Raw genomic sequence first — 13,209 nt, 5'->3', positions numbered from 1 at the left:
CGGGAGGAAGAGGGCGACACCATCGCACCATAACGCCCGCCCCACGCCAAGCGTTGCGGCTATTTGACCGGCCGCTTCTCGAGTTTGCGCGCGAGCGTCCGCCGGTGCATCCCGAGCTGCCGCGCAGTCTCCGAGATGTTGAACCCGGTTTCCGCCAGCGTTGCGTGGATCCGCTCCCATTCGAGCGTCTTGATCGTCGCGCGGCGTTCGGTCACCGCGGTGTCGACCTTGCCCTCGGTCCGGTCGAACGCCGCCTCGATGTCATCGGTGTTCGACGGCTTGACCAGATAGTGCGAGGCGCCGAGCTTGATCGCCTCGACCGCGGTCGCGATGCTCGCAAAGCCGGTCAGCACGACGACGAGGATATCGGGGTCATGCGCGTGCAGCGTCTGGACGCAGACCAGCCCCGATGCCCCGCCGAGCTTCAGGTCGACCACCGCATATTGCGGCACGTCGTCGGCGAGCAGCACGACCAGATCCTCATGGCTCGCCGCAAGCCGGACCGCATAGCCGCGCCGCTCGAACGAGCGTTTCAGCGTGCGCGCAAACGTCTCGTCGTCCTCGACGATCACGAGGCGCTTGACCGGGGGGATATCAGTCTCGCTCATTCGTCACGCTCCAGGGCGATCGCCGCAAGCGGCAGCATCAACGTCACTTCCGCGCCACCCGTATCGCGGTTGGCGACCGCCACGCTGCCCCCCAGCTTGCGCATCGCATTGACCGCGAGGAACAGCCCCAGGCCATGGCCGGGATCGCGCTTGCTCGACTGATAGGGCTTGCCGAAGCTCGCCAGCTTGTCGCGCGTGAACCCCGGTCCGTGATCGCGCACGATCAGCGCCAGATGATCGCCCGACCGCTCGCCCGAAAACCCGACCCAGGCGGGCGATGCTTCGGCGGCATTGTCGAGCACGTTGGCGATCACCTGCTTGAGCGCGGGATCCGATACGATCAGCGGATCGTCGCCGAGCCGGCTGGTATAGTCGAACTCGACACCGGCGTGCAGCGCGCGCCAGTCCTCGACGATCGCGTCGAGGAAGACATGCAGCGGCACGACCTCGGGTGCCTCGCCGCGCGCCTCGCCCGCCGCGAGCAGGATGTTGGTGACGATCGTCTTGCAGCGCTGGACCTCGGCCTGCATCTCGCCGATCTCCTCGAGCATCCCCGCATCGGTGGCGAGCGCGGGCATCCGCTTCCAGTCGTTGAGGATGACGGCGAGCGACGCCAGCGGCGTGCCGAGTTCGTGCGCGGCGCCCGACGCGAGCAGGCCCATGCGGACGATGTGATCCTCCTCCGCCGCCTGCTGGCGCAGATCCGCCAGATGCTCGTCGCGGGCGCGCAGATTGCCCGTGATCCGCGTCATGAAGAGCACCAGCAGCGTCGCTACGAGCAGGAAATTGAGCAACGACCCGACGGTGTAGAGTGCGAAATACTCGCCCGCATAATCGGTCGGCAGGGCAAGCGGGCGATAGCGGATCGTCAGCAGCGCGAAACACCCGCCCGTCACCCCGACGATCGCCCAGCTCGACCAGCGATCGAGCAGCACCGCGCCCAGTACGACCTGCAACAGATACAACGCGATGAACGGGTTGGTCGCGCCGCCACTGAGGTAGAGCTGCACGGTCAGCAACCCGACATCAAGCAGCATCGCGAGCAGCAGCTGCGCATTCGCCCCGCGCTGCCAGCCATAGAGCCGCATGCTCGCCAGGTTGAGCGCGACCGACGCCGCCATCGCCATCAACATCGGCACCAGCGGCAGGTCGATCCCCAGCAGGAAGCGGACCGTCAGCACGGTGACCAGCTGTCCCGCCACCGCGATCCAACGCAGCGTGACCAGCTGCCGCATGTTCGCGTTGCCCGCGGCATCGGTATCCGCGCGCGCACGGCTGACCCAGGCCTGCCACCGCGAGGAGTCCATCGCCAATCTCATCGTGTCGTGCGCCGTCACGCGGTCCATCTCTCCTGCGACGCTCTCAACGCACGGCGTCGCCGGTCAGCGCTTATCACGACGACGATCGTGGCGCACGAACACGACGAACCCGATCACCGTCATCGCGGCGAGGCCGAACCATGTCAGCATGTAGACGAGATGATTGTTCGGAAACGCGATGACGGTCTGGCCGCCGACCGGTGCGCCGTCCCCGACCTTGTCCGCGTCGATGAAATAGGGCGCCGTGCGGCCAAGGCCACGCGCGCCCGCGATCGCAGCCACGTCGCGCGAATACCAGTTGTCGGTCGCGGGATCGTTCTTGCGCAGGAAGCCGCCGCCGGGTTCGGTGATCCGCAGATAGCCCGTCACGGTGACCGGCCCGACCGGCCGCGCATAGGCGCCGCGCTGTTCGGGCGAAACATAGCCGCGGTTGACCAGGACATCGAAGCCCTGCGCGGTCCGCAACGGCGTCATCACCCAGTATCCGCTGCCGAGTGCGGTCGCGGCGCGGACCAGCGTCGTGCGGTCATGCGCGAGGACGCCGCTAACCCGGATCCGTCGATACGCATCGCTGCTCGCCGTGATCGCCGGCCAGTACGCCGGGCCGGGCGGCGCGACCGGTGCGGCCTGTGACCGCGCGGCCACCTGCCGGATCAGGTCGAGCTTCCATGCGCGCCGCTCGACCTGCCACACACCCAGCGCGCAGAACCCGGCGAACAGCAGCAGCGCGATGAAGCCCGCCACCCAGATCGCCGGCCGCGGCCGGGCATGCCCTGTCATCACATATCTACCGCGGCCTGCATCGGCATCATGTTGGTGTTGAGGTGATACATGACCCAGATCGAGCCGCTGAGCGTGATCACGACCAGGATGATCGTGAAGATCAGCGCCATCATCGTCCAGCCATTCTCCGACTTCCCGTTCATGTGCAGGAAGTAGATCATGTGGACGACGATCTGGATCACCGCGAACAGCATGATCACCAGCGCGGCGGTCGACGGATCCTTGAACGCGCCGGTCATTACGGCCCAGAACGGGATCGCGGTCAGGATGACCGAGAGGAAGAACCCCTTGAGGTAGCTCTTGCGCGTCCCGTGCGACGCGTGGTCGTCGCCATGCCCATGATCGTCATGGGCGTGGTCGGCATGCGCGTCGTGCGCGGTGGCGGGGCGGTCGGTCATCGCAGCGAACCCATCAGATAGACGAAGGTGAAGACGCCGATCCAGATGACGTCGAGGAAATGCCAGAACATGCTGAGGCACATCAGGCGGCGCTTGTTCGCGGCGATCAGGCCGTGCTTCTGCACCTGCACCATCAGCGTGACGAGCCAGATGAAGCCCATCGTCACGTGCAGGCCGTGCGTGCCGACCAGCGTGAAGAAGGACGCCAGGAACGCACTGCGCGTCGGACCCGCGCCCTCATGGATGAGGGTGGCGAACTCGTACATTTCGATCGACAGGAAGGCGAGGCCGAACAGCCCGGTAAAGGCCAGCCACATCTGCATGATGCGCTGACGCCCTTCCTCCATCGACAGCATCGCGAAACCGTAGGTGATCGACGAGAACAGCAGCATCGCGGTGTTCACCGCGACGAGCGGCAGCTCGAAGATCTCCTTGGGCGTCGGTCCGCCGGCATAGCTGGTGCCGAGCACGCCGTAAGCTGCGAACAGCACCGCGAAGATGAGGCAATCGCTCATCAGGTACATCCAGAAGCCCAGCATCGTGCTGCTGCCCTCGGGATGATGATGCTCTTCGAGCTGGTAGAACGAGAGGGGCTCACCCTTCTCGTCCAGACCGTCCTTCTTCAATGATACCGAAGACATCGCGTCAGGCTCCCTGGGTCGCGAGCATGCGGGTGCGCGCGTCCTCGCTGGCGATCACGTCCTCGACCGGGATGTAGAAGTCGCGCTTGTAGTTGAAGGTGTGGAAGATCGTCGTGGCGAAGATCCCGACCAGCGTCAGACCCGCGAGCCACCACATGTACCAGATCATCGCGAAGCCGAAGGCGATGCTGAGCACGCCCAGCACGACGCCGGTACCCGTGTTGCTCGGCATGTGGATCGCGCGGAAGCCGCTGACCGGCCGCTGATGCTTGCGGTCCTTCATGTCGTACCAGGCGTCCAGGTCATGGACGACGGGCGTGAACGCGAAGTTATAGTCGGGCGGCGGCGACGAGGTTGCCCATTCCAGCGTCCGGCCACCCCAGGGGTCGCCGGTGTGATCGGCGAGCGCCTCGCGGTTGCGGATGCTGACGAAGATCTGGATCAGGAAGGCAGCGATGCCGACCGCGACCAGTGCAGCACCGAAGGCGGCGATGACGAACCAGATCTGCAGGTTCGGATCGTCGAAATAGCGCATGCGGCGGGTCACGCCCATCAGGCCGAGCACATAGAGCGGCATGAAGGCGAAGTAGAAGCCCGACACCCAGCACCAGAACGAGACCTTGCCCCACTTCTCGTCCAGCTTGAAGCCGAATGCCTTCGGGAACCAGTAGTTGATCCCTGCGAACATGCCGAACAGCGTGCCGCCGATGATCACGTTATGGAAATGCGCGACCAGGAACAGCGAGTTGTGCAGGACGAAGTCGGCCGGCGGCACCGCGAGCAGGACGCCGGTCATGCCGCCGATCGTGAAGGTCACCATGAAGGCGATCGTCCACATCATCGGCAGTTCGAACCGGATCCGCCCCTTGTACATGGTGAACAGCCAGTTGAAGATCTTGGCCCCGGTCGGGATCGAGATGATCATCGTGGTGATGCCGAAGAACGAGTTAACGCTCGCCCCCGACCCCATGGTGAAGAAGTGGTGCAGCCAGACAAGGTACGACAGGATCGTGATGACGAGCGTCGCATAGACCATCGAGCTGTAGCCGAAGAGGCGCTTGCCCGAGAAGGTCGAGGTGACCTCCGAGAAGATGCCGAATGCCGGCAGGACCAGGATGTAGACCTCGGGGTGACCCCAGATCCAGATCAGGTTGACGTACATCATCGGGTTGCCGCCCGCGTCGTTCGTGAAGAACGCGGTACCAATATAGCGGTCGAGCGACAGCATCGCGAGCACCGCGGTCAGCACCGGGAAGGCGGCAACGATCAGGATGTTGGTGCACAGTGCGGTCCAGGTGAAGATCGGCATCTTCATCATGCCCATGCCGGGCGCACGCATCTTGACGATGGTCGCGACCAGATTGACGCCGGACAGCAAGGTTCCGATGCCCGCGATCTGCAAGGCCCAGATATAGTAATCGACCCCGACATCGGGCGAATAGGCGATCCCCGACAGCGGCGGCATCGCAAGCCAGCCGGTCCGCGCGAACTCGCCGATGAACAGCGACATCATGACGATCACGGCACCCGCGGCGGTCATCCAGAAGCTGAAATTGTTGAGGAACGGGAAGGACACGTCGCGCGCACCGATCTGGAGCGGGACGACATAGTTCATCAGCCCCGTGACCATCGGCATCGCCACGAAGAAGATCATGATCACGCCGTGCGCGGTGAAGACCTGGTCATAGTGATGCGCGTTGAGATAGCCTTCGCTACCCCCGAACGCCATCGCCTGCTGCAGGCGCATCATGATCGCGTCGGAGAAGCCGCGCAGCAGCATGACGATCGCGAGGATCATGTACATGATCCCGATCTTCTTGTGGTCGACGCTGGTGAACCACTGGTTCCACAGATAGCCCCACACCTTGAAATAGGTGAGCGCGGCCAGCAGCGCGGCACCGCCGATCGCCACCATGCCGAACGTCGCGACGACGATCGGTTCATGCAGCGGCAGCGATTCCAGCGTCAGTCGGCCGAAGATCGTCTTCAATATGGAGTCTGACATGAGCTTTTCTCTAGCCGTTCGCGACGGGGCGCGAGCCCGGCATGGTTGAGGGGGTCAGCATTGTGTGATTGCGGTTGGCAGGCGAGCCGGGCGCGGCGTTGGCGCCGTCGCGTTTTATGTCGGCTGGCGCAGACCAGTGTTTCCCGCTCCCCTTTTCGTCGCCGTCCTTCATCAAGCCGCCCTCGGGTCGGGGGCCGGCGTCCTGCGGCCCGCTGCCGCCATTGACGCCGGGCATCGCCATGCCGTCATGCGGGTTCTTGCCCATCATGTCCGACATGCACGGCTTGCCGGGCTTAACGCACTGCTCGACGATCGCCTTGAACAGCGAGCTCTCGACACCGCCGAAATAGCGAACCGGGACCTTCTCGCTCGGCTTTTCGAGCTGCATGTAATTAGCACGGTTCAGACCGCCGCCGCCGTTGCGGACCTTCGCGACCCAGGCATCGAAGCCCGCGTCGGACACGCCGTGGAAGCGGAAGCGCATGCCCGAAAAGCCCGCGCCGCTATAGTTGGACGAGAAGCCTTCGTAATTGCCGGGCTTGTTGATCACCGCGTGCAGCGTCGTCTCCATCCCGGGCATGGTGTAGATCATGCCGGCGAGCGCGGGGATGTAGAAGGCGTTCATCACCGAGGACGAGGTCATCTTGAAGCGCAGCGGGCGATCGACCGGCGCAGCGAGTTCGTTGACCGTGGCGATGCCGTATTCGGGATAGATGAACAGCCATTTCCAGTCGAGCGCGACCACCTGGACGTCGAGCGGCTTGCCGCCCGTGATCATCTGCTGGTTGCCCGCAAGCTGCCCCACCGGCGTGTTCTCGCCGATATCGCCGCTCTGCGCCGAGATGCGGCCGAGCGGACGATAGGGATCGAGCAGATGCGTGCTGGTCCAGGTCAATGCGCCCAGTGCGATGATGATCAACAGCGGCACGCCCCAGATCAGCAGCTCGAGCCCGACCGAGTGATCCCAGGTCGGCTCGTACTTCGCGCTCTTGTTCGTCTGCCGGTAGTGATAGGCGAAGAACAGCGTCAGCGCGATCACCGGGACGATGATGATGAGCATCAGCCCGGTGGAGATGAGGACCAGGTCACGCTGCTGCACCGCAATATCGCCAGATGGCGACATCACGACCCAGTTGCATCCACTGATCAACAGCGCGGGCAGCAGGGCTGCTGCGCGTAAGAGCCAGGATCGAGGCCTGGAATTCGATAGCTCGGCGGTCATGTACTCGCCCCTACGCCGCTGTTAGATCATTCCATAGTGGACAATTTGTCCAATGGGCGCCGCACTGCAGCAAAGGCATGGCACTCATGATGCGACAGAGATAGGTCTCTCGGTGTGACTCCGAAAGGCCCTGCCCGCAGTCGACGAAAAGGCGTATGATCGGTGCGCCGTCCGAAAAGGCCATTGGGCGGCGAGCCGCCTCACGGAAGCGAGTTTGAGAATGAGTGCACACGCCGCATCGACGTCTTTTGAAGACGATGCCCGCGATCTTCACGATCACGGGAAAAAGGTGTCGCCGGGCGAGATCGCGATCGGCGTCGTCATCGGACGCACGTCCGAATTTTTCGACTTTTTCGTCTATGCGATCGCCTCGGTCATCGTCTTCCCGACGCTGGTCTTCCCCTATGTCGACCGGCTGCAGGGGACGATCTACTCGTTCGCGGTCTTCGCGCTCGCCTTCATCGCGCGCCCGCTCGGGTCGGTGATCTTCATCGCGGTCGATCGGCTCTATGGCCGCAGCGCCAAGCTGACGATCGCGCTGTTCCTGCTCGGCACGGCGACCGTGGCGATGGGCTTCCTCCCCGGCTATGCGCAGGTCGGCAACTGGTCGGTCGTGCTGCTGTCGATCCTGCGTATCGCGCAGGGCATCGCGCTCGCGGGTGCCTGGGACGGTCTCGCCTCGCTGCTCTCGCTCAACGCGCCCGAGGGTCGTCGCGGCTGGTACGCGATGCTGCCACAGCTCGGCGCGCCGTTCGGCCTGCTGGTGGCCAGTGGCCTGTTCGCCTTCTTCGTCGCGACGCTGCCCGCCGCCGACTTCATCGACTGGGGCTGGCGCTATCCGTTCTTCGTGGCCTTCGCGATCAACGTCGTCGCGCTCTTCGCCCGTCTCCGCCTTGTCGTCACGCCCGAGTTCACCACCCTGTTCGAATCGCGTGCGCTGCAGCCGGCGCCCGTGCTCGACACGATTCGCGCGGAAGGCCGCACCATCGTGCTCGGCGCCTTCGCCCCGCTCGCCAGCTTCGCGCTGTTCCACATGGTAACGGTGTTCCCGCTGTCGTGGATCGTGCTGTTCACCCGCGAGACGCCGGGCCGGTTCCTGACGATCGAAGTGATCGGCGCGGCAATCGGCCTGTGCGCGACGCTCGTGTCGGGACTGCTCGCGGATCGCATCGGTCGCCGTACGCTGCTCGGCAGCACCGCGGTGCTGATCGCGCTGTTCGCGATCGGCGCGCCGATGCTGCTCGACGGCGGCGCGACCGGTGAGTGGGTGTTCATGATCGTCGGCTTCGCGCTGTTCGGCCTGTCGTTCGGCCAGTCGTCGGGCTCGCTCGCGACCAGCCTCGGCAAGACGCACCGTTATACCGGGTCGGCGCTGACGACCGATCTGGCCTGGCTGTTCGGTGCGGGCTTCGCCCCGCTCGCCGCACTGCTCCTGTCGAGCAAGCTCGGCCTCGCTGCCAGCGGCGCCTATCTGTTCTCGGGTGCGGTCTGCACGCTGATCGCGCTTGGCGTGAACAAGGAACTGGCGAAGCGCGCCAACGAGGGCTGAGCCACCCCCCGGGCCGGCTTAAAGCTGCCCGCCAATCCAAGACTGCCCGACTGACGTCACTCGCCGCACCCGCGGCGGGTGACGTTACGGTTTTCAGGCCCGGTCGAAACCCTACCCGTCGGTACAAAAGGCGATTGACGCCCGTCCGCGCTTACTATACCGAGCGGTATCGAAGACGATCGGGGTCCAGGGATCCTGCTCCGGCCTTCACCGACCGATGATTTTGCTGCCGCCCCGAAGCGCTGCACCACAATTCGACCTGTTCCCACGCGGCACCTTCGCCGCGTGCCCCTTTGTCCATCCGAAGAGACCCGACCATGGCCTATCTCGACCTCGACAACCTGTTCGCCGCCCCCGTCGCCAGCCGGCCGACGATCAGCGCCGCGCAGACCGAAGACCGGGCCGGGTTCACGCAGCTCGAATGGCATGTCATCATGCTTGCGAAGCAGGACGGCCTGCGCAGCCTGGCGGTGCCGGGACGGCTGGACCGCGCGCTGCGGACGATCTTCGGCCTGTCCGAGCGCTCGCCGCTGGCCGACCCGCGGCTCGAGGCGCTGCGTCGGCTCTCGGTCCATGCGTGGCGCCACGGCTTCGCGCTGCCGGTCGCCGAGATCGAGCGGTTCCTCGCCGCCGGGTTCCATCGCGGCCAGATCGAAGTTCTGGTCCAGCGCGTGACGGGCCTGCGCGTCGCATTCTGAGCCGGCCCCGCCGATCGTCAGTCCGTACTGAGCGCCTTGCGTAACGCGGCGTGCCAGCCGGCGATCAGCGCGGCGCGGTCGCTCGGCCCCATCCGCGGTTCGAAACACGCCCCCCGCCGCCACGTCTGCGACAACGCATCGAGATCGGGCCAGACGCCGGTCGCCAGCCCCGCATGGAACGCCGCGCCCAGCGCGGTCGTCTCGAGATGCGTCGGCCGCTCGACCGGTGTCTCGAGCATGTCTGCGAGAAACTGACACAGCCAGTTGTTCGCCGCCATGCCGCCGTCGATCCTGAGCGTCGCGGGCGCCGCGCCGCCATCTGCGACCATCGCCTGCGCCAGATCGAGCGTCTGATAGCCGACCGCCTCGAGCGCGGCGCGTGCGAGATGCGCTCCCGTCGCCCCCAGCGTCAGCCCGGTGATGAGCCCGCGCGCGTCGGGATCCCAGTGGGGCGCGCCCAGCCCGACAAAGGCGGGGACCATGTAGACGCCGTGGCTGTCGGGAACCTCGGTCGCCATGTCGTGCGTCTGGTGCGCGCTGGTGATCACGCCGAGCCCGTCGCGCAGCCACTTGACCGCCGCCCCAGCGACGAAGATCGATCCCTCCAGTGCATAGGTCATCTGCCCGTTCAGCCGATAAGCGGGCGTGGTCAGCAACCGGTGGTCGGATGCGATCGCCGTGTCGCCGGTGTTGAGCAGCATGAAACATCCCGTTCCATAGGTCGACTTGACCATGCCGCGCGCGAAACAGGCCTGGCCGAACAACGCCGCCTGCTGATCCCCCGCCATCCCCGCGATCGGGATCGGGACGTCGAACAGCCCGGGCGCGGTCGTGCCGAACACATAGCTGTTGTCGTGCACCTCGGGCAGCATCGCCTGGGGCACGCGCAGCAGCCGGCACAGCGCATCGTCCCAGTCCTGCCGGCGAATGTCATAGAGGAGCGTGCGCCCGGCATTGGTCACGTCGGTCGCATGCACCGCGCCGCCGGTGAGCCGCCACAGCAGGAAACAGTCGATCGTGCCGAAGGCGAGCTCCCCCTTGTCCGCGCGCGCCCGCGCACCCGGCACGGTGTCGAGGATCCACGCGATCTTGGTCGCCGAGAAATAGGGATCGAGCAGCAAGCCGGTCTTGTCGCGGACCATCTGTTCCGCGCCCTCGGCCTTCAGGCTCTGACACACATCCGCGGTGCGGCGGTCCTGCCAGACGATCGCGGGGTAGATCGGCGTGCCCGTCGCGCGATCCCAGACGACGACGGTTTCGCGCTGGTTGGTGATGCCGATCGCCGCGATGTCGCGCGCGGCCACGCCGCCGCGTGCGATCGCCTCGCGCGCGGTCGCCAGCGTGTCGCGCCAGATGTCCTCGGGGTCATGCTCGACCCAGCCGAGTCGCGGATAATGCTGCGCGAATTCGCGCTGCGCCGTCGCGACCGGTCTGGCCCTCGCATCGAACAGGATGCTGCGCGTCGATGTCGTACCCTGATCGATCGCGAGGACGTGCGTGGCTTGGCCCATGCGGCTCTCCTTTGCGACCGCTCTAGGCCGCCCCACCGCCCCGCGTCGAGGCTAGCCACCGGTCGGCCCGCAGTGGTAAACGGCAGACGATGATGAAAACGCCCGCGAAATTCGACGTCGACCTGTTGATCGTCGGTGGCGGCATCAACGGCACCGGGATCGCGCGCGATGCTGCCGGGCGCGGACTGTCGGTCCTGCTGGTCGAGCAGGACGATCTCGCCAGCCATACCTCGTCAGCCAGCACCAAGCTGATCCATGGCGGATTGCGCTATCTCGAATATGGCGAGCTCCGGCTGGTGCGCGAGGCGCTGATCGAACGCGAGCGGCTGCTGGCGATCGCGCCGCACATCATCTGGCCGCTGCAGTTCGTCCTGCCGCAGACGCATTCGCCGCGTCCCGCCTGGATGGTCCGGCTCGGGCTGTTCCTCTACGACCATCTCGGCGGTCGCAAGATCCTGCCCGCGACACGGACCGTGCGTCTCGACCGCGATCCGCTGGGCGACGGGCTGAAACCCGGCGCAACGCGCGCCTTCGTCTATTCGGATTGCTGGGTGGAGGACAGCCGGCTGGTCGTCCTCAACGCGCGCGGTGCGGCGGAGCGGGGCGCGACGATCCTGACGCGCACCCGGCTGGTCGCGGCAGCCCGTCAGGATGGCGGCTGGTCCGCGACGATCGCCGATGCGCAGGGCGAGCGGACCGTCACCGCCCGCGTCCTCGTCAACGCGGCTGGGCCCTGGGTCGCCGATGTGCTGGGCAAGGTCCCCGATTCGCGCCGCGACCGCGGCGTCCGGCTGATCAAGGGCAGCCATATCGTCGTGCCGCACCTCTATGCGGGCGATCACGCCCTGCTGTTGCAGAACCCGGACAAGCGCGTCGTCTTCGCGATTCCCTATGAAGGTCGCTTCACGCTGATCGGCACCACCGACGAGGCGTGGCAGGGCGCGCCCGGCCCCGCGACGATCGACGCCGCCGAGACCGCCTATCTGTGCGACACCATCGACCGGTATTTCCAGCGTGGCATCACCCCCGCCGACATCGTCTGGAGCTATTCGGGGATCCGCCCGCTCTATGACGATCACGCCGCCAACGCGTCGGCGGTGACTCGCGACTATGTGCTCGATCTCGACGCCGCGGAGGATCGCGCGGCGATGCTGAGCATCTTCGGCGGCAAGATCACGACCTATCGCAAGCTTGCCGAGCACGCGATGACGCAGCTTGCCCCCTTCTTCCCCGATCGCGGCGCGGACTTGGCGAAGAGCTGGACCGCGACGGTCGCGCTGCCCGGTGGCGATCTGCCCGAGAGCAATTTCGACCGGTATCTCGAAGCGCTGATCCGGGCGTACCCCGACCTGCCGGCCGCACTGCTGCGCCGACTCGGCCGTGCCTACGGTACGCGGGTGGACCGGATCCTCGGTGCGGCGCGCACCACCGCCGAGCTTGGCGAGGATTTCGGCGCGGGGCTTCATGCTGCGGAAATCGACTATCTCGTCGATCAGGAATGGGCGCGATCGGCGGCCGATATCCTCTATCGCCGCAGCAAGCTCGGGCTGCACGTACCCGCCGACGCCGCCGCACGGATCGACGCGTATCTGGCCGATCGCATCGATGGGGCGGCGGGAGGCGCACCGCCCCCCGCCGCAGCGCCCGATCAGATCCGCGTGTCGCCCGCATAGGCGAACAGCAGGTCGGCGTCGTCGCTGGCCTCGATCCGCTCGGACCCGGTCACGGTGACGCATTCGCCCGCCTTGAACGCGACACCCGCGACGCTGCCTGATCCGGTGATCGGGATCAGCCAGGCGGTCCGCCCCTCGGGCAGGGTCACCGCATGCTCGCCACCGGTCCAGCGCTCGAGCACGAACTTGGGGCCTTCGACCTGGATCGTCCGACCTTCGGAGACGACGCCCGGTGACGTGATCGGCTGATAGGGCACCGGATCCGAGACCGCGATGCCGTCGTCGAGGTGCAGTTCGCGGTCGCTGCCATAATCATAGAGGCGATAGGTGGTTTCCGAGTTCTGCTGAACCTCGATCACCGTCAGGCCGCCGCCGATCGCGTGGATCGTGTCGGAGGCGCAGTACATGAAATCGCCCGCCTTGACCGGCTTCCAGTAAAGCTTGTCCTCGATGGTGCCGTCGATCGCGGCCGCGCGCAGGTCGTCGCGCGACATCGGCGCCTTGGTACCGACCGCGATCGTCGAATCGGGTTCGGCGGCCAGCACCGTCCAGCATTCGTCCTTGCCCCGCGGCAGGCCGCGCGCATGCGCCTGGTCGTCGTCGGGATGGACCTGCACCGACAACTTCTCGCTGGTGAACAGATATTTGATCAGCAGATCGGGGGTCGTGTCGCCGGGCTCCTGAAACCAGACCTCGCCGATCGCCGGCGCATCGGGGGCGGGATCGTCAAAGCCGGGCCACAGCGTGTGGCGTCCCCAGGGCTTCTCGACACGATGGGTGTGAAGCAGGGTGGCGGGCATCA

General features: G+C 66.0%; 12 protein-coding genes. 3 read left to right on the top strand and 9 right to left on the bottom strand.

What is annotated here, in order from left to right:
- Nucleotides 1-59: 59 nt before the first annotated feature.
- From FHY04_RS19355 to FHY04_RS19325, 7 genes are read right to left on the bottom strand one after another with little or no spacing between them, the layout of a single operon-like run.
- Nucleotides 60-608: a response regulator transcription factor gene (locus FHY04_RS19355; RefSeq protein WP_183937501.1), complete on the bottom strand. Its 549-nt coding sequence runs from the start codon at nucleotides 606-608 to the stop codon at nucleotides 60-62.
- A complete protein-coding gene (locus tag FHY04_RS19350; protein WP_409349180.1) occupies nucleotides 605-1,954 on the bottom strand; it encodes an ATP-binding protein in 1,350 nt (449 codons plus the stop codon). The genes FHY04_RS19355 and FHY04_RS19350 overlap by 4 nt, the downstream gene beginning before the upstream one ends.
- Before the next feature lie 36 nt (nucleotides 1,955-1,990).
- Nucleotides 1,991-2,707, bottom strand: a complete 717-nt coding sequence (locus FHY04_RS19345) for an SURF1 family protein (RefSeq protein ID WP_183937500.1) — start codon at nucleotides 2,705-2,707, stop codon at nucleotides 1,991-1,993.
- The gene (gene cyoD, locus FHY04_RS19340; protein WP_031395868.1) at nucleotides 2,707-3,108 is read right to left on the bottom strand and encodes a cytochrome o ubiquinol oxidase subunit IV; all 402 of its coding nucleotides are present in this window, start codon (nucleotides 3,106-3,108) and stop codon (nucleotides 2,707-2,709) included. The genes FHY04_RS19345 and cyoD overlap by 1 nt, the downstream gene beginning before the upstream one ends.
- Nucleotides 3,105-3,749, bottom strand: a complete 645-nt coding sequence (cyoC, locus tag FHY04_RS19335) for a cytochrome o ubiquinol oxidase subunit III (protein ID WP_183937499.1) — start codon at nucleotides 3,747-3,749, stop codon at nucleotides 3,105-3,107. Before cyoC ends, cyoD begins: the two co-directional genes overlap by 4 nt.
- Before the next feature lie 4 nt (nucleotides 3,750-3,753).
- Entirely contained in the window at nucleotides 3,754-5,754 is a 2,001-nt protein-coding gene (gene cyoB / locus FHY04_RS19330) for a cytochrome o ubiquinol oxidase subunit I (RefSeq protein WP_031395866.1), read from the bottom strand.
- A gap of 10 nt (nucleotides 5,755-5,764) precedes the next feature.
- Nucleotides 5,765-6,976, bottom strand: coding sequence for a ubiquinol oxidase subunit II (locus FHY04_RS19325; protein ID WP_183937498.1), 1,212 nt, complete (start codon nucleotides 6,974-6,976; stop codon nucleotides 5,765-5,767).
- A gap of 220 nt (nucleotides 6,977-7,196) precedes the next feature.
- Here FHY04_RS19325 and FHY04_RS19320 point away from each other — a divergent pair, with 220 nt between their 5' ends.
- Together FHY04_RS19320 and FHY04_RS19315 are read left to right on the top strand one after the other, a co-directional pair.
- On the top strand, nucleotides 7,197-8,525 hold the full coding sequence (locus tag FHY04_RS19320) for an MFS transporter (RefSeq protein ID WP_031395864.1): 1,329 nt from the start codon (nucleotides 7,197-7,199) through the stop codon (nucleotides 8,523-8,525).
- Between the two features lie 317 nt (nucleotides 8,526-8,842).
- The gene (locus FHY04_RS19315; protein ID WP_183937497.1) at nucleotides 8,843-9,223 is read left to right on the top strand and encodes a hypothetical protein; all 381 of its coding nucleotides are present in this window, start codon (nucleotides 8,843-8,845) and stop codon (nucleotides 9,221-9,223) included.
- A gap of 17 nt (nucleotides 9,224-9,240) precedes the next feature.
- Here FHY04_RS19315 and glpK read toward each other — a convergent pair whose 3' ends face one another.
- Complete coding sequence (gene glpK / locus FHY04_RS19310) at nucleotides 9,241-10,734, bottom strand: glycerol kinase GlpK (protein ID WP_183937496.1); 1,494 nt, start codon at nucleotides 10,732-10,734, stop codon at nucleotides 9,241-9,243.
- Between the two features lie 89 nt (nucleotides 10,735-10,823).
- Here glpK and FHY04_RS19305 point away from each other — a divergent pair, with 89 nt between their 5' ends.
- Nucleotides 10,824-12,407, top strand: a complete 1,584-nt coding sequence (locus FHY04_RS19305) for a glycerol-3-phosphate dehydrogenase (protein ID WP_183937495.1) — start codon at nucleotides 10,824-10,826, stop codon at nucleotides 12,405-12,407.
- On the opposite strand, the gene FHY04_RS19300 is transcribed toward FHY04_RS19305, so the two are convergent.
- Nucleotides 12,383-13,207, bottom strand: coding sequence for a hypothetical protein (locus FHY04_RS19300; protein WP_056407511.1), 825 nt, complete (start codon nucleotides 13,205-13,207; stop codon nucleotides 12,383-12,385). The two genes, FHY04_RS19305 and FHY04_RS19300, sit on opposite strands and share 25 nt — an antisense overlap.
- Between the last annotated feature and the right edge of the window lie 2 nt (nucleotides 13,208-13,209).

The sequence above is a fragment of the Sphingomonas sp. BK481 genome (assembly GCF_014194875.1).
GTDB lineage: Bacteria > Pseudomonadota > Alphaproteobacteria > Sphingomonadales > Sphingomonadaceae > Sphingomonas > Sphingomonas aerolata.
Note: the sequence above shows the minus strand (reverse complement) of the source record. Positions and strands in the feature narration are given on the sequence as shown.